The following is a 15,026-nucleotide window of genomic DNA, read 5'->3' as shown; positions in this document are numbered from 1 at the left end:
AGCAGCTGTGAAGGGCTGATTGAACCGCTTTCAGATGCGGTGCAAGCAAAAATATTTCAAGCCCGGTTCCAAAATCAAGCCGTTCCTGTGGCGTTTCAGCGCCAGTCGCCGAGCGTGGCCTGAATGATCGCCATGGCGGCGACGGCCGCCGTGTCGGCCCGCAGGATGCGCGGCCCGAGCGGGATCGCCGTGACGCTGTCGAGGCTGCGCAGAAGGGTGCGCTCCGCCTCGGAAAACCCGCCCTCCGGCCCGACGAGCAGCGCGAACCGCTCGTCCGTCAGCCCGCGCAGCACCGGCACCGGATTGTCGCCGGCATCGCCCTCGTCGCAAAAGAGGATGCGACGGTCGCGCGGCCATGTCTCCAGCAGCGCCTCCAGCCGCACCGGCGCGCGCACCTGCGGCACCGCCAGCACGCCGCATTGCTCGGCCGCCTCGATGACATTGGCCTGCAGCCGCTCCAGACTGGTGATGCGCCCCTGCACATGCTGCGTCATCACGGGCTGCAGGAGCCCCGCGCCCATCTCGACCGCCTTCTGCACCAGATAGTCGAGCCGTCCCACCTTCAGCGGGGCGAAGAGATAGTGGAGATCGGGCAGGGGAGACTGCGGCCGCGTCTGCTCCCGCGGGGTCAGCGCCATGCGTTTGCGGGTGGGCATGGAAATCTCCGCCCGCCACTCGCCGTCGCGCCCGTTGAAGAGGAGGAGATCGCGGCCGTCCTCCATGCGCAGCACGTTGGCGAGATAGTTGAACTGGTCCTTGGTCGTCTCGACCGCAAGTCCCGAAACGAGATCCGGCTCGACGAACAGGCGCTGCATGCGGAAATTGGCTCTCATGATGCGCTTCTACAGAAAAATCGCGGCGAGGAGAATGTAGAGAAGGGCCGAGAGCAGCGCGGAGGCCGGAACGGTGATGACCCAGGCGCCGACGATGGTCATGAAATGCGACCGCCGCACCAGTTGCCGGCGCCGCGTCTCGTCCGCGCCATGTTCGGCCCGCAGCTGGAACTCGGACTGGCCGGTCTTGCGCCGCACATATTCCAGCCGCAGCTTGGAGTTGCGCGTGTACCATTCGCGGAAGAAGCCGATGCCGAACACCGCGCCGACGGCGATATGCGTCGTGCTGACCGGCAGGCCGAAGGTCGAGGCGAAGATGACCGTGATGGCGGTGGCGAGCGCGACGCAGAAGGCGCGAACCGGATTGAGCTTGGTAATCTCCTCGCCCACCACGCGGATGAGCTTCGGCCCGTAGAGCAGCAGCCCGGCGGAGATGCCGAGCGCACCGATCAGCAGCACCCAGAAGGCCACGTCCGCGGTTTCGGCCGGCACCATGGTGCCGACATTGGCGACGATGGCCGAGAGCGGCCCGACGGCGTTGGAGACGTCGTTGGAGCCGTGCGCGAAGGAGAGGAGTGCGGCCGACACGACGAGCGGCAGGTGGAACAGCGGCCGCAGCGACTGGTTGCGGTTCTCGAGACCCACCGCCTGGCGCGCCACGGAGCGACGCGAGGCGAGATAGATCAGCAGTCCGACGACAAGGCCGATCCCCAGCCCTTCGCCGAGCGCGATCTCATAGACCCGCTCCAGACCGATCAGCGCGAAATAGGCGGTGAAGGTCCCGCCCATCACGGCCAGCAGGATCGGGATCCAGAACACCGCCGCGGAGATCTTGTCCTCCCGGTAGATGATGAACGTCTTGATGAAGAAGAGGAGGCCCGCCGCCACCCCGCCGCCGATGAACGGCGACAGCATCCAGCTGAGCGTGATGCCGCCGAGCGACAGCCATTCGACCGACGACAGCCCGACAGCCGCGATGCCGCCGCCCAGAATGCTGCCGACGATGGCATGCGTGGTGGAAATCGGCGCGCTGCACCAGGTGGCGATGTTGATCCAGACGGCAGCCGAGATCAGCGCGGCCATCATCACCCAGACCAGCGTCGGACTGTCCGTGAAGGCCGCGGCATCGACGAGCCCGCCCTCGATGGTGGAGGCGACCCGCCCGCCGGCAAACAGGGCGCCGGCGATCTCGAAGATCGCGGCGATCACGAGCGCGCCGGTCATCGTCATCGCCCGCGCGCCGACGGCCGCGCCGACATTGTTCGTCACGTCGTTGGCGCCGATGTTCATGGCCATATAGCCGGCGATCGCCGCGGCCGCCACGACGATGATCGCCCCGGGTTCCGCGGACACGGCGCTCGCCGCGATGATCATGACGAAGACGAGAAAGATGAAGCCGAGCCCGAGACCGACGGAGCCTCTCAGGACGAAATGCGACGCCTCCTCGTTCAGCGTCAGCTTGTCGAGGTCCTTGTCGAGCGTCGATTTTTCAAGAGCGGGTGTCGTCTTCCCCATGTCATTCCTCGTCGTAACGGCGCGCTGCCGCGCAGGCCCCGCGTGATGGTTACGTCACGCGGCAGGGCAGGCGCCGTCAATATCGTGTCGTTGTCTTACAGGGAAAATCTCGCACGACGCTTGCCGGGGCAAACCTCGCGCCGGTCCCGCAGCGGGCTTTCCCTCGGGTTTCACGCGACGCCATATCCCTGACCGTCTCGTGATCCGCTGCATGCCGCCCGAAAGCGGCCAAAAGCAGGCCGATGGATCGTGCCGGGAGATCCGCGCGGGATGCGCGTCCCGCTATTGTGCGGCGCTGCGGGGCTCGTCCGGCTGCATGGTGGCCAGAAGCTGGGTCTGGAAATCGAGGATCAGCTTGCGCAGGCCCGGTTCCGCCACGCGGCCGGCGGCCTCAGTGAAGGTCACCCATTCCAGCGTGCGCGAGCCCTTCTCGGGAAAGCGCTTGGCCATGTCGAACACCACGACCGGATAGACGTGAACCCGGCAGGTGATCTTCAGGCCTTTGCTCATGCCCTTTTCATAGATGAAGCTGCCGATCGAATCGGAGGTCGGCTCGCCCTTGACGCCCGCCTCTTCCCAGGCCTCGCGGGCTGCGACCTCATGCGAGGCCTTGCCCTCCATCGGCCATCCCTTCGGAATCACCCAGCGCCCGGTGTCGCGGCTGGTGATCAGCAGCATTTCCGGCACGGCGCTTTTCTTCCGGAACCGATAGCACAGGGCAGCGAACTGCATGCGCTCGGGACGGCGGAACATCAGGCGGACTTCGGAAACGATGCTATCGAGGATGGTCAATGACGTCAGGCCCTTTCAACGGAATCAGCATCCGGGAGAATAGTCGCGTTTGCCGCAAGCGGTGGTGGTCATGCCCGGCCTAACTCCAACGAGGGGAGGTCGATCCATATTCTTAATAAAAAATGATACGGCTCCAGCCATATCCGAAAAAATGAATATTCGAATGGACGCGGACGCTGTCACAGTCCATAGAAATCTATGGCAAGTGGGTGATTCTTACTATGCCTGCAATCTTGCGCAGACATGGTCGTGCACCGCCATCGCCTATCGCGGATGCGACAGCCCATGGCGCAATTCAATCCGGACGACGTTCCTGCAGGCGCAGGCGCGCAATGCGGGCGCGGTCCTCCGCCCGATGGGCGTCGAGGCTCGCGCCGATCACGAAATCGATATGGGTCTCGGCGGCGCGACGCGCGGCACCGGCATCGGCGGCGAGGATCGCCGCATGGATGGCCTCGTGCTGCTCCAGCAGCCGGTCGGCCGCCCCCGGTGCCGAAAAGACCGTGGTGCGACTGAAGAAGATGTCCTGTTCCAGCAGCCGGTAGCAGGAGCGCAGCGTGTGCAGCAGGATGATGTTGTGCGCACTTTCCCCCACCGTCATGTGAAAATCGATATCGGCGCGCAAGCCGCCGTCGCGGTCGTCCGCGTCCCGCGCGGCCCGCATCCGCGCCACGATCCGCGTCAGACTTTCCCGGTCGGCCTCCGTCGCATGACGCGCGGCCCGCTCGGCGGTCAGGCCCTCGATCTCGCGGCGATAGTCGAGATAGTCCCGTGCCGCCTTCTCGTGGCGGACGATCAGTGCGCGCATCGGCTCGGAAAAGATCTCGCCGATGATATCCGCGACGAAGGTCCCGCCGCCGTGCCGGCTGACGAGCAGTCTGCGCGCTTCCAGTTCTTTCAGCGCCTCCCGCAGGATCGGTCGCGAGACGTCGAAGCGTGCGGCAAGGTCGCGTTCTCCCGGCAGTCGGTCGCCGTCGCGCAGCACGCCGTCGAGAATGAGCGTCTCGATCCGCAGCACGATTTCGTCGGCCGCCCGGCTCTGGGGGATGGCGGAGAACAGTTCGACAGGCTCGTTCGCCACGCGCTTCCCCTCATGCAGAAAGCCGAAGCGGGATCGCTTCGGCGTCGGATGATGCGACAAAAACAAGAAACGCAAAAGGACCGGTCCGCCACATCGGGCCGGCCGGTCCTGAAACGTCGCGCCGAAACGGTCAGCCGCCGAAGATGGTGCGCAGCAGATCGATGCCGCGATCGTCGTAGGAGACCTCGCCCTGCCTGTTGCCGGGGCCGACCACGATCACCTTGGCGCCGATCGAGGCGCGGTCGTAAAGGTGTTCGACATCCTGGTTCATCATGCGGATGCAGCCGGACGACATGTTCTGCCCGATGGTCCAGGGCTGGTTGGTGCCGTGGATGCGGAAGCCGCTGTCGCTCTTGCCCTTGTAGAGATAGAGGGCGCGCGCGCCGAGCGGGTTGTTGATGCCGCCTTCCATGTAGGCCGGCAGAATATGCCCGTTCTTGCGCTCGCGCGCGATCATTTCGGCGGGCGGCGTCCAGCCGGGCCATTCGGCCTTGCGCTGCACCTTGACCACGCCCGACCAGCCGAAGCCCTCGCGCCCGACGCCGATGCCGTAGCGCGTCGCCTTGTTGTTGCCCTCGACGTAGTAGAGATATTTGTGGTTGGTATCGACGATGATGGTGCCCGGCGCCTCATCGGTGCGCAGCCGCACCTTGGTGCGCCAGAACTCACGCGCCGGCTTGCGCTGCGAGGCGGCAACGGTCGTCACGTCGCTCTGCCCTATGGTCGCGGCCGGCCGCTCGATCATCGTCGCCGATGCCAGACCGGCGCCGCCGATGAAGAGCGCTGCCGACAGCGCAGCGCCGGCCAGTGTTCCCAGTTTCCTCGTCATGTCGTGTCTCTCCCTCGCAAGGCCCGTGTTGCGCCGTCCGGCCGTGCGGACCGACCCCGTGCAACGCATCGGGGAAACGCTATTCGATCGCACGCATCCCGCAAGATCATCGGGCGCAACATAAGCCGAATGTTGCCGTTCCCGCCGTCACCTCGGGCGTGGCTGTTGCCGAAAAAGCACGATGCTGCGTCAGAAAAGGCCGACGCAGTTGCCGGTCTCCGCCCTTACATCACGATGACGCGCGTGCCCACGTTCACCCGTTCGTAGAGGTCCGTCACGTCCTCGTTGCGCATGCGGATGCAGCCGGAGGAGACGGCATAGCCGATCGTCCAGGGCGCATTGGTGCCGTGGATGCGGTAGAGCGTGGAGCCGAGATACATGGCGCGTGCGCCGAGCGGGTTGGCGGGGCCGCCCTCCATGCTGGCGGGAAGATAATGCCCTTTGGCGGCCTCGCGGGCGATCATTTCGGAGGGCGGGCGCCATGTCGGCCATTCCGCCTTGCGCGTCACCTTGTGCTCGCCGGCCCATTCGAAGCCCGGCTTGCCCACGCCGACGCCATAGCGCCGCGCTTCGCCATTGCCGGTGACGAGATAGAGGAAGCGGCTATTGGTATCGATGACGATCGTGCCGGGCCGCTCGCGGGTCTCGTAGGCCACCATTTGCGGCAGGAACTGCGGGTCGATCGGCCGCACGGGCCGCTGCGGCGCCACCATGCCGGCCGAGCGCACCAGCGGTGCCGCGCGCTGCAGGGCAGGCCGCTGGTAGATCACCTGCTGGCGCGGGGCGAGTGCGGCCGGGCGCTCGCGATAAACGATGCGCGGCTGGTCGATCGCGGCCCGCTGCCGGCGCACGGCTCTCTGGTCCACGCGCGCATTGCCGGCGCCGAGCTGCATCAGCCAGGGGGCGGTGAGATCCGGGCTGACGATGACCGGCGGGCGGTTGCCGTAGCGCTCGGCGGCCTGCGCCATGCCGGCCCGGACATCGGTAATGGCGACGGACAGGAGGGTGGTGAGGATCAATAATGTCTTCATGACGGGCTCGTTCTCGATCTGGCGGTCGGCGAAGGCTCAGCCGGTGCATCCGGCAGGTGAGAGAGAGCCTGACACCGCAGCGGGATAGGAAGCGTAAACGGCCCTTGCGGAACGGGTGGCGAAGACGTGAAAGTGTTCGGTAGGGTTATTGCGTGCTTTCGAGAAATGGTTGACGAAGCATGAAACGTCGAAATCTGTGATGTCGGAAGGGCGAATGCGATGAGCGAGACCGAGGCACCCAAGGGCCTGATCACCGGCACCGACGGTCTGACCCGCTGCTTCTGGCCGGGCCAGCTGCCGGATTACCTGCGCTACCACGACGAGGAATGGGGCCGCCCCGTGACCGACGACATCAGGCTGTTCGAAAAGATCTGCCTCGAAGGCTTCCAGTCCGGCCTTTCCTGGCTGACGATCCTCAGAAAGCGCGACTCTTTCCGCGCCGCCTTTGCCGGCTTCGACATCGATGCCGTCGCGGCCTTCGGCGAGGAGGATATCGCCCGCTGCGTCGCCGACGCCGGCATCGTGCGCCATCGCGGCAAGATCGTCTCGACCATCAACAATGCGCGGCGCGCGCAGGATCTCCGCGCCGAATTCGGCTCGCTCGCCCGCTATTTCTGGAGCTTTGAACCGGGTCTGCACGAGCGACCGGACACCGTCACCTTCGCGGCGATCGCCGCCAATCCGACGACGCCCGTCTCCGTGCGGATCTCCAAGGACCTCAAGAAGCGCGGCTGGACCTTCGTCGGCCCGACGACCGTCTACGCCTTCATGCAGGCCATGGGCCTCGTCAACGACCATATCGAGGGATGCGTCTGCCGGCAGCCGATCGAGGAGCTTCGCGCCCGTTTCGTGCGGCCGTAACCGTTACAGCGTGCGGCCCCGCCGCCCGCTCGCCAGAAGCACCACGCCGATGACGGCGACGATCAGGCCGATGACGAGCCAGTGCGTCTGCCCGGTCATGAAGCTCCCGCCCATCAGATTGGCGCCCTGCAGCGTCCAGATCAGCCCCACCAGCAGGCAGAGCACGCCTGCAATCGTCTTGAAACGCTTCATCCCGGTCTCCTCCTGGCTGTCTTTCGCACATCGTCTCGCCGTGGGGCGTGGGGCAAGCCATGCCCGCCCCACGCCCCACGCTTCTGTGTCTCAGGCTCAGCCGCCGTTCTTGGCAAGCCAGTCCTTCATGCGCGTGATCTCGGTTTCCTGCGCCGCGATCACCTCCTGCGCCAGCGCGCGCAGGTTCGGGTCGGTGCCGAATTCCAGTTCCACCTTCGCCATGTCGATCGCGCCCTGATGATGGGCGATCATGCCTTTGGCGAAGTCCACATCGGCCTTCCCCGTATAGGTGATGGCCATGCCCGCATGCATCCGGGCATTGGCCTTCGCGAAGGCCTGGCTCGAGGGGCTCTGGTCGCCCTTGGGCTTCGTCATGCTCTCATGGGTCATCTTGCTGTGATCCATGGGTTTGGCCGCGTCCTGCGCCACGGCGAACGGGGCCGGGAGTAAGAGAAGGGCGAGGGTGGCGGCGCATGCGGCCGTATGTCGAAACATGGTCTTTCCTTTCGAAATGATGATGAACGTGATCAGCTCGAAAGACCGCCTCTGGGCGGCGGCGCGGCCGGTTGCGGGACGGAGGCGACCAGGGGACGCTCCACTGCCGGCCGCAGGCGCGGCACCGGGAGGGCCAGCCGGCCGAGATCGCCGGCGGCGACTTCCAGCGCGAAGCAGGCCGAGCAGAGCATCGGATGCGCGCCTTTTGCCGGATGAGGGCAGCCGCCGGCGCAGTCGGACGCGTCGGCAGTGTTGTGCACCTCTCCATGCGCGGCATGGGCGATGGCGAGGCTATCCCGATGTGCGAGCCCTTGCGCCTGCGCCACGGCCGAGGTCCATCCCGACAGGATGGCGCAGAGCACGGCGAGGGCGAGGATAAAGGGGCGCATTCCCCCAACATAAGCCGGTTGCGCGCGAAGGGAAGCCCGCTCGCGCCGTGCCGTTGCGCCCGCCCGGCCTTGCCGCCCAGCCTTGCCGCTCTGGCCGCGATCGGATAGGGAAGGCGCCACGCCAGTGAACCAGCCCTTCCAGCCGCAAACGAGACGGTCGAGACGCCATGAACGACAAGAAGAAGAAGCCTCAGAAGCTGAAGGCCCGCCTGCCGCGCGGCTTCGTCGATCGCTCTGCCGCCGACATCCGCGCCGTCGATGGCATGGTCGCGAAAATCCGCGAGGTCTACGAGCGTTACGGCTTCGATCCCGTGGAAACGCCGCTGTTCGAATATACCGACGCGCTCGGCAAGTTCCTGCCCGACAGCGACCGCCCGAACGAAGGCGTCTTCTCGCTGAAGGACGACGACGATCAGTGGATGTCGTTGCGCTACGACCTCACCGCGCCGCTCGCCCGCCACGTCGCGGAAAATTTCAACGAGATCCAGCTTCCCTACCGCACCTTCCGCGCCGGCTGGGTCTTCCGCAACGAAAAGCCCGGCCCCGGCCGCTTCCGCCAGTTCATGCAGTTCGACGCCGACACGGTGGGCGCCGCCGGCGTGCAGGCCGATGCCGAGATGTGCATGATGATGGCGGATACGATGGAGGCGCTGGGCCTCAAGGGCCAGTTCGTCGTGCGGGTGAACAACCGCAAGGTCTTCGACGGCGTCCTCGACGGCATCGGCCTTGCCGGCGACGACAATGCCGGACGCCGCCTGACGGTGCTCCGCGCCATCGACAAGCTGGACAAGTTTGGCCTCGACGGTGTGAAGCTTCTGCTCGGCGAAGGCCGCAAGGACGAGAGCGGCGACTTTACCAAGGGCGCCGGCCTCGGCTCCGACCAGATCGCCAGCGTGCTCGCCTATCTCGCGCAGGACGGCTACGAGCCGACCAGCGATCTCTACACGCAGGGCATGAGCGAACTCGACCAGATCGAAGCGCTGGTGCGCGCAGCAGGCTACGCCGAAGACCGCATCAAGATCGACCCCTCCGTCATCCGCGGCCTCGAATACTATACCGGCCCCGTCTTCGAAGCCGAACTGACCTTCCCCGTCACCAACGAAAAGGGCGAAAGCGTCGTCTTCGGCTCGGTCGGCGGCGGCGGTCGTTACGATGGGCTCGTCTCGCGCTTCATGGGCCAGCCCGTGCCCGCCACCGGCTTTTCCATCGGCGTCTCCCGCCTGATGACGGCGCTCAAGAATCTCGGCAAGCTCGGCGACGACGAGGTTCTTGCCCCGGTCGTCGTCTGCGTCATGGATCGCGACGTCGAAGCGCTCGGACGCTACCAGCGCTTCACCCAGACGCTGCGCCACGCCGGCATCCGCGCCGAAATGTATCAGGGCAACAAGAAGAACTTCGGCGACCAGCTGAAATACGCCGACCGCAGAAGTGCGCCGCTGGCCATCATCCAGGGCGGCGACGAGCGCGCGCAGGGCCTCGTGCAGATCAAGGACCTCATCGAAGGCAAGCGCCTTTCCGGCGAGATCGAGGACAACGCCGCCTGGCGCGAAGCCCGCGTGGCGCAGGTCTCCGTGCCCGAAGCCGAGCTGGTGGACAAGGTCCGCGAGATGCTGGACGCCCAGAGGCAGGACCGCGACCGGGCGGCAGGCTGACGGGCGTGTCTTCGATATCGCCGACCGCGCAGCCCCTCACCCTGACCCTCTCCCCGCTTGCGGGGAGAGGGGACGTGCCTTGTGCGCCCTCCGAAATACAGGCAAACGCCCGTCACATCCCGTCTCCGTTTGGGAAGCCGAGCGGTCGCCACACCCCTCCTTCGCCCCGCAAGCGGGGAGAAGGTGCTGGCAGGCGGATGAGGGGCAGCCTCCTCACGATGGTGTCGGTCCTCCGCACGCCCGCGCACACCCCCTCGGGAAACCCCCGCCGATGACCCGCTACGACCTCCCCGATTTCGCCCCGGACCTTCTCGCGGCCTTCGCCACACGCCGGGCCGAGCGGGTGCATACGCCCGTCATCCAGCCGGCCGATCCGTTTCTCGACATGGCCGGCGAGGACCTGCGCCGGCGGATCTTCCTCACCGCGAGCGAAACCGGGACCAGCCTCTGCCTGCGGCCGGAGTTCACCATTCCCGTCTGCCTGCGCCACATCGAGACCGCCACCGGCACGCCGAAGCGCTATGCCTATCTCGGCGAGGTCTTCCGCCAGCGCCGCGGCGGCGCGGAGGAGTTCTATCAGGCGGGCATCGAGGATCTGGGAGAGCGGGACGTGGCGAGCGCCGATGCGCGCGCCATTGTGGACGCGATGGACACGCTGCGCCTCGTGCTGCCGGGCCGGAGCCTGTCTCTGACGCTGGGCGACCAGGCCGTGTTCGAGGCCGTGGTCGCAGCCCTCGGCCTGCCGGCCGGCTGGCAGAAGCGGCTGATCCATGCCTTCGGCGATGTCGGCCATCTCGAAGCCCTGCTCGACCGCCTGGCCCGCCCCCAGCCCGTGACCGGCCTTGCCCCCGAGATCGAGGCCCTGCTGTCGGCAGACCGTCAGGACGATCTGATCGCCCGTCTGGAACGCCGCATGGAAGAGACCGGCTATTCCACCAATGCCAGCCGCTCGCCGGCCGAGATCGCCCGTCGCCTGACGGAAAAGCGCGCGCTTGCCGAAACCCGCCTCGACGGTTCGGCGCTCCTGCTGCTGCGCGAATTCCTGACGCTGCGCCTGCCGCTGGCGGAGGCGTCTGCCGCCCTTGCCGGTTTCGCCGACGCCGCCGACCTGAAGCTCGGCCCGGCCATCGCCGCCTTCGATGCGCGTCTCGCCGCGCTCGCCAATGCCGGCGCCGATCTTTCCGCCATGACCTACCGCGCCGCCTTCGGCCGCCCGCTCGACTATTACACCGGCATGGTCTTCGAGATCGTCGCCTCCGGCGGTGCCGAGGTGCTGGCCGGCGGCGGCCGCTTCGACCGGCTGATGACGCTGCTGGGCGCGCAGAGCCACATTCCGGCCGTCGGCTTCTCGCTCTGGCTCGATCGCATCGAGGCGCTGCGCGAGGCCGCAGAGGGTAGAACGGGAGAGCCGGCATGACCATCACCATCGCGCTTCCCTCCAAGGGCCGCATGAAGGACGAGGCTTCGGCCATCTTCGAACGCGCCGGCCTGAAGATTTCCACCGTCGGCAACGACCGCTCCTATCGCGGTCGCGTCGAGGGCATCGACGATGTCGAGATCGCCTTCCTGTCGGCCTCCGAGATCTCGCGGGAGATCGGCGCCGGTTCCGTCGATTTCGGCGTCACGGGCGAAGACCTCGTGCGCGAAGGCCTGAGCGATGCCGACGGCCGTGTCGAATTCTGCGCGCGCCTCGGCTTCGGCCATGCCGATGTCGTCGTCGCCGTGCCGGATATCTGGCTCGACGTCGACACCATGGCCGACCTTGGCGATGTCGCCGCCGAATTCCGCAGCCGCCACGGCCGCCGCCTTGCTATCGCCACCAAATACTGGCGCCTGACGCAGCAGCATTTTTCCGGCAGCCACGGCATCCAGCTCTACCGCATCGTAGAAAGCCTCGGCGCCACCGAAGGCGCACCCGCCTCCGGCTCCGCCGATATCATCGTCGACATCACCTCCACCGGCTCGACGCTGACCGCCAACCACCTGAAAATCCTCTCCGACGGCATCATCCTGCGCAGCCAGGCCTGCCTGGTGCGCGCCCGCAAGCCGGAGCATGCGGGCGACGCCCGCGTGGCGGAGATCGCGGCGCGGGTCCAGGTGGCGCTGCGGGGGTAGGTCGCAGTGCGCGCCGGCGCCGACGAAAATCGCCACGCCCCCGCTGACATCCCGCTCTATCGCTCCTATGTGAGATCGCAACCCTTTCCAAGGAACCCGTCCCGCATGGCCGATCTGTCTTCCTTCCCCATCACCACCCGCTGGCCCGCCACCCGGCCGGATGCCATTCAGCTCTACTCGCTGCCGACGCCGAACGGCGTGAAGATTTCGATCGCGCTCGAGGAGCTCGGCCTCGATTACGAGCCGCATCTCATCTCCTTCGGCACCAACGACCAGAAGTCGCCGGAATTCGTCTCGCTGAACCCGAACGGCCGCATCCCCGCGATCATCGATCCGAACGGCCCGGACGGCCAGCCGATCGGCCTGTTCGAGTCCGGCGCGATCCTCGTCTACCTCGCCGAGAAGACCGGCAAGCTCCTGCCGGCCTCGGCTGCCGGGCGGTATGAAACGCTGGCCTGGGTCATGTTCCAGATGGGCGGCGTCGGGCCGATGTTCGGCCAGTTCGGCCACTTCTTCAAGTTCGCCGCCGACAAGGTCGCCAACAATGCCTATCCGATGGAGCGCTATCGCGACGAGTCCAAGCGGCTGCTTTCCGTGCTCGAAGCGCGCCTGGATGGCCGCACATGGCTGATGGGCGACGACTACACCATCGCCGATATCGCCACCTTCCCATGGATCGAGGGCGCGCGAAAATTCTATGGCGGCGATCAGGTGCTCGACTATGCGAGCTTCCCCAACGTCATGGCCTGGGTCGCCCGCGCGCTGGAGCGTCCGGCTGTGAAGACCGGCATGGAGATCCCCAAGCGGGATTGATCGCCCGCGCTTTTCTACCGCATTGACGGTTCCGCTCGCGACGGGATAGGTCTCGGACGAATGATGCGAAGGGACGACGGCGTGGCGGACGAGCAGGGCGGAGCAGAGGCGGGGCAGGACGAGCGGCTGGTCGTGGTGGGCGGCGGGCAGGCGGCCTTCGCGCTGATCGCGCGGCTTCGCGCCCTGAAGGACATGCGCCCCGTCACGCTCGTCTCCGACGAGCAGAGCCTGCCATACCAGCGCCCGCCACTGTCCAAGAAATACCTGCTGCGGGAGATGACGCTCGACCGGCTGCTCTACCGGCCGGAAAGCTGGTACGCGGAACACGCCATCGACGTCCGGCTCGGTCGCCGCGTGACCGCGATCGATCGTGCGGCGAAAGCCGTGACCCTCGATGACGGTGCCACACTTGCCTATGGCACGCTGGCGCTGGCGACCGGCGCCACCCCCCGGCGCCTGCCCGACAGCATCGGCGGCCGGCTCGACGGCGTCTTCACCCTGCGCGACTTCCGGGATGCGGACCGGCTGGCCGGCGAGATGCGCCCGGGCCGGCACGCACTCATCGTCGGTGGCGGCTATATCGGGCTGGAGGCGGCAGCCGTCGCCCGCACGCTGGGCCTCGAGGTCACCCTGATCGAGGCCGCCGACCGCATCGTCCAGCGCGTGGCGGCCTCGGCGACATCGGACATTCTGCGCCGGCTGCACACGTCCCGCGGCGTGGACCTGCGCGAAGGCACCGGCCTTGCGCATCTTCTCGAACGCGACGGCCGGGTGCGCGGTGCGGAGCTCTCGGACGGCACGACGATCGCCGTCGATCTCGTCATCGTCGGCATCGGCGTCTCCGCCAACGACCGTATCGCTCAGGATGCCGGCATCGAGACGGCGAACGGCGTTATCGTGGATATCAACGGCCGCTCCAGCGACGCCGCCATCGTCGCCATGGGCGACTGCGCCGTGCTGCCCTTCGCCGACATGCTGATCCGGCTCGAATCCGTGCAAAACGCCGTCGATCAGGCGGAAGCCATCGCTGCGAACATCGCAGGGACGCCCACGCTCTATCATCCCAAACCCTGGTTCTGGTCCGATCAATACGACGTCAAGCTGCAGATCGCCGGCTTCGGCCTCGGCCACGACGAAACGGTCGTCCGTGCCGGCCAGAGGGAAGGCAGCGCCTCCGTCTGGTACTATCGCCAGGGCACGCTGATCGCGGTGGATGCGATCAACGATGCCAGGGCCTATGTGGTGGGGAAAAAGTTGATCGAGACGGGGTCGACACCGGACAAAGCCGCCATCGAAAACCCCGCCACCGATCTAAAGTCGCTTCTCGCGTCCTGATCACGCGACGCGCCGATCCGGCTATTCGCCGAGATCGAGCTTGCTGCGCAACGCATCGATCCGTTTCGACGCCTCCGCCTTGGTGATATCCTCGGCAAACGCATCCGGCTGATGCGCCTGTTCCGACAGCGTCTGAAGATACGACTTCTGCGCCCCCGTCATCGGCTCGTCGCCGCTGACCCAGTCGTCGGGATTCTTCTCGGTGTTGGAAGACGTGTCGGCGGCGGTTGTCTTGTCGGTCATGGTGTGCTCCTCGGGTGGTTATGTTCGCTAAACGTTCACGCGGGGAGGAGGTTCCGCGATAAGAGTGAAGCTGTCTGTAGAACTTGACAATTCCAACATATCCGTCATGTTACATGTAACAAAGGAGGCAGGTCATGCGGACGCCTTTGACACAACGGGTTCAGAAGCACCGCGATGCCATGCGCGCATCCGGTCTGCGGCCGGTGCAGATATGGTTGCCGGATACGCGTAGCCCCGGTTTCCTTGAAGAGTGCAGCCGTCAAGCACGGATCGTCGCTGCCGTAGATGCCATGGATACTGATACGGATGCCTTCATAGATGCTGCTCTGGCTGATCTTGGAGACGAGGCGGATGCGTGACGAGGGGTGATATCGTCACGGTCGCAATGCCGGGCGACTTTGGCAAACCGAGGCCAGCCCTTATCATCCAGTCGGATCGTTTTGCGGAAACGGGCACGGTTACCATCATGCTCATATCCGGCACTTTGGTCGACGCCCCTCTCATCCGGACGCCGGTTCTTCCGTCGCCGGAGAATGGTCTTCGCAAGCCATCCCAGATCATGATCGACAAGACGATGTCGGTAAGGCGAGACAGGCTCGGCCCGGTGTTTGGCCTGCTGGAGACCGAGAACATGATCGCTGTTACACGTTCGCTCGCTGTTTTTCTCGGGATCGCGTGAGCACGGCGGGTATCTCTATGGCAAAGTGATGTGTCGAGCGCTCCGCCCGGCGAGATGTCTTTCGCAGCCGACCATCGCTCGTCTGCGAAAGACACAGTCCCGAAGGTGACGTGTAACGCTGTGGTCCCGGCTGCCAACCTCTCCTTCGACGTAATGAAGAGACTGGCGATA

18 protein-coding genes are annotated in these 15,026 nt (G+C 66.1%); 8 read left to right on the top strand and 10 right to left on the bottom strand.

The window, feature by feature from the left end; translation table 11 throughout:
• Window positions 1-95: 95 nt before the first annotated feature.
• From LRX75_RS18930 to LRX75_RS18905, 6 genes are all read right to left on the bottom strand, one after another.
• Window positions 96-833, bottom strand: a complete 738-nt coding sequence (locus LRX75_RS18930; protein WP_231816220.1) for a 16S rRNA (uracil(1498)-N(3))-methyltransferase — start codon at window positions 831-833, stop codon at window positions 96-98.
• A 9-nt stretch (window positions 834-842) separates the two neighbouring features.
• On the bottom strand, window positions 843-2,348 hold the full coding sequence (locus tag LRX75_RS18925) for an inorganic phosphate transporter (RefSeq protein ID WP_231816219.1): 1,506 nt from the start codon (window positions 2,346-2,348) through the stop codon (window positions 843-845).
• Between the two features lie 282 nt (window positions 2,349-2,630).
• The gene (locus LRX75_RS18920) at window positions 2,631-3,140 is read right to left on the bottom strand and encodes an NUDIX hydrolase (RefSeq protein ID WP_420851236.1); all 510 of its coding nucleotides are present in this window, start codon (window positions 3,138-3,140) and stop codon (window positions 2,631-2,633) included.
• Between the two features lie 295 nt (window positions 3,141-3,435).
• Entirely contained in the window at window positions 3,436-4,221 is a 786-nt protein-coding gene (locus tag LRX75_RS18915) for a FadR/GntR family transcriptional regulator (protein WP_231816218.1), read from the bottom strand.
• A 130-nt stretch (window positions 4,222-4,351) separates the two neighbouring features.
• Window positions 4,352-4,966 carry a L,D-transpeptidase gene (locus tag LRX75_RS18910; RefSeq protein WP_420851238.1) on the bottom strand — a complete coding sequence of 205 codons (615 nt, stop codon included), beginning with the start codon at window positions 4,964-4,966 and terminating at the stop codon, window positions 4,352-4,354.
• A gap of 308 nt (window positions 4,967-5,274) precedes the next feature.
• Window positions 5,275-6,081, bottom strand: a complete 807-nt coding sequence (locus tag LRX75_RS18905; protein ID WP_231816217.1) for a L,D-transpeptidase — start codon at window positions 6,079-6,081, stop codon at window positions 5,275-5,277.
• Window positions 6,082-6,300: 219 nt separating this feature from the next.
• Here LRX75_RS18905 and LRX75_RS18900 point away from each other — a divergent pair, with 219 nt between their 5' ends.
• Window positions 6,301-6,942 (top strand): DNA-3-methyladenine glycosylase I, encoded by a 642-nt coding sequence (locus LRX75_RS18900; RefSeq protein ID WP_231816216.1) that lies wholly within the window; start codon window positions 6,301-6,303, stop codon window positions 6,940-6,942.
• A 3-nt stretch (window positions 6,943-6,945) separates the two neighbouring features.
• Here the strand turns inward: LRX75_RS18900 and LRX75_RS18895 are convergent, their stop codons facing one another.
• The 3 genes from LRX75_RS18895 to LRX75_RS18885 form a co-directional block, all read right to left on the bottom strand.
• Window positions 6,946-7,134, bottom strand: a complete 189-nt coding sequence (locus LRX75_RS18895) for a hypothetical protein (protein WP_231816215.1) — start codon at window positions 7,132-7,134, stop codon at window positions 6,946-6,948.
• A gap of 96 nt (window positions 7,135-7,230) precedes the next feature.
• On the bottom strand, window positions 7,231-7,629 hold the full coding sequence (gene copM, locus LRX75_RS18890) for a CopM family metallochaperone (RefSeq protein ID WP_420851235.1): 399 nt from the start codon (window positions 7,627-7,629) through the stop codon (window positions 7,231-7,233).
• Window positions 7,630-7,661: 32 nt separating this feature from the next.
• A complete protein-coding gene (locus tag LRX75_RS18885) occupies window positions 7,662-8,018 on the bottom strand; it encodes a hypothetical protein (protein ID WP_231816213.1) in 357 nt (118 codons plus the stop codon).
• Window positions 8,019-8,185: 167 nt separating this feature from the next.
• Here LRX75_RS18885 and hisS point away from each other — a divergent pair, with 167 nt between their 5' ends.
• The 5 genes from hisS (at window position 8,186) to LRX75_RS18860 (ending at window position 13,933) form a co-directional block, all read left to right on the top strand.
• Window positions 8,186-9,670 carry a histidine--tRNA ligase gene (gene hisS, locus LRX75_RS18880; protein ID WP_231816212.1) on the top strand — a complete coding sequence of 495 codons (1,485 nt, stop codon included), beginning with the start codon at window positions 8,186-8,188 and terminating at the stop codon, window positions 9,668-9,670.
• Between the two features lie 271 nt (window positions 9,671-9,941).
• The gene (locus tag LRX75_RS18875) at window positions 9,942-11,087 is read left to right on the top strand and encodes an ATP phosphoribosyltransferase regulatory subunit (protein ID WP_231816211.1); all 1,146 of its coding nucleotides are present in this window, start codon (window positions 9,942-9,944) and stop codon (window positions 11,085-11,087) included.
• On the top strand, window positions 11,084-11,785 hold the full coding sequence (hisG, locus tag LRX75_RS18870; protein WP_231816210.1) for an ATP phosphoribosyltransferase: 702 nt from the start codon (window positions 11,084-11,086) through the stop codon (window positions 11,783-11,785). The genes LRX75_RS18875 and hisG overlap by 4 nt, the downstream gene beginning before the upstream one ends.
• Window positions 11,786-11,890: 105 nt before the next feature.
• Entirely contained in the window at window positions 11,891-12,598 is a 708-nt protein-coding gene (locus LRX75_RS18865) for a glutathione binding-like protein (RefSeq protein WP_231816209.1), read from the top strand.
• Window positions 12,599-12,661: 63 nt separating this feature from the next.
• A complete protein-coding gene (locus tag LRX75_RS18860) occupies window positions 12,662-13,933 on the top strand; it encodes an NAD(P)/FAD-dependent oxidoreductase (RefSeq protein ID WP_231816283.1) in 1,272 nt (423 codons plus the stop codon).
• A gap of 21 nt (window positions 13,934-13,954) precedes the next feature.
• Here LRX75_RS18860 and LRX75_RS18855 read toward each other — a convergent pair whose 3' ends face one another.
• The gene (locus tag LRX75_RS18855) at window positions 13,955-14,176 is read right to left on the bottom strand and encodes a DUF3072 domain-containing protein (RefSeq protein WP_231816208.1); all 222 of its coding nucleotides are present in this window, start codon (window positions 14,174-14,176) and stop codon (window positions 13,955-13,957) included.
• Between the two features lie 134 nt (window positions 14,177-14,310).
• On the opposite strand from LRX75_RS18855, the gene LRX75_RS18850 reads away from it, so the two are divergent.
• Entirely contained in the window at window positions 14,311-14,535 is a 225-nt protein-coding gene (locus LRX75_RS18850; protein WP_231816207.1) for an antitoxin MazE family protein, read from the top strand.
• Window positions 14,532-14,855: a type II toxin-antitoxin system PemK/MazF family toxin gene (locus LRX75_RS18845; protein ID WP_231816206.1), complete on the top strand. Its 324-nt coding sequence runs from the start codon at window positions 14,532-14,534 to the stop codon at window positions 14,853-14,855. Before LRX75_RS18850 ends, LRX75_RS18845 begins: the two co-directional genes overlap by 4 nt.
• Window positions 14,856-15,026 lie beyond the last annotated feature (171 nt).

It is taken from the genome of Rhizobium quercicola (genome assembly GCF_021168455.1).
Classification (GTDB): Bacteria; Pseudomonadota; Alphaproteobacteria; order Rhizobiales; family Rhizobiaceae; genus Ferranicluibacter; species Ferranicluibacter quercicola.
This window is presented reverse-complemented; position numbering and strand designations above follow the sequence as displayed.

Coding starts and splice junctions, on each gene's coding strand:
- LRX75_RS18860 (WP_231816283.1), top strand. CDS start 12,662: ATGCGAAGGGACGACGGCGTGGCGGACGAGCAGGGCGGAGCAGAGGCG.
- hisS (WP_231816212.1), top strand. CDS start 8,186: ATGAACGACAAGAAGAAGAAGCCTCAGAAGCTGAAGGCCCGCCTGCCG.
- LRX75_RS18850 (WP_231816207.1), top strand. CDS start 14,311: ATGCGGACGCCTTTGACACAACGGGTTCAGAAGCACCGCGATGCCATG.
- LRX75_RS18865 (WP_231816209.1), top strand. CDS start 11,891: ATGGCCGATCTGTCTTCCTTCCCCATCACCACCCGCTGGCCCGCCACC.
- LRX75_RS18900 (WP_231816216.1), top strand. CDS start 6,301: ATGAGCGAGACCGAGGCACCCAAGGGCCTGATCACCGGCACCGACGGT.
- LRX75_RS18885 (WP_231816213.1), bottom strand. CDS start 8,018: ATGCGCCCCTTTATCCTCGCCCTCGCCGTGCTCTGCGCCATCCTGTCG.
- LRX75_RS18910 (WP_420851238.1), bottom strand. CDS start 4,966: ATGATCGAGCGGCCGGCCGCGACCATAGGGCAGAGCGACGTGACGACC.
- LRX75_RS18905 (WP_231816217.1), bottom strand. CDS start 6,081: ATGAAGACATTATTGATCCTCACCACCCTCCTGTCCGTCGCCATTACC.
- LRX75_RS18925 (WP_231816219.1), bottom strand. CDS start 2,348: ATGGGGAAGACGACACCCGCTCTTGAAAAATCGACGCTCGACAAGGAC.
- copM (WP_420851235.1), bottom strand. CDS start 7,629: ATGTTTCGACATACGGCCGCATGCGCCGCCACCCTCGCCCTTCTCTTA.
- LRX75_RS18855 (WP_231816208.1), bottom strand. CDS start 14,176: ATGACCGACAAGACAACCGCCGCCGACACGTCTTCCAACACCGAGAAG.
- LRX75_RS18875 (WP_231816211.1), top strand. CDS start 9,942: ATGACCCGCTACGACCTCCCCGATTTCGCCCCGGACCTTCTCGCGGCC.
- LRX75_RS18895 (WP_231816215.1), bottom strand. CDS start 7,134: ATGAAGCGTTTCAAGACGATTGCAGGCGTGCTCTGCCTGCTGGTGGGG.
- LRX75_RS18930 (WP_231816220.1), bottom strand. CDS start 833: ATGAGAGCCAATTTCCGCATGCAGCGCCTGTTCGTCGAGCCGGATCTC.
- hisG (WP_231816210.1), top strand. CDS start 11,084: ATGACCATCACCATCGCGCTTCCCTCCAAGGGCCGCATGAAGGACGAG.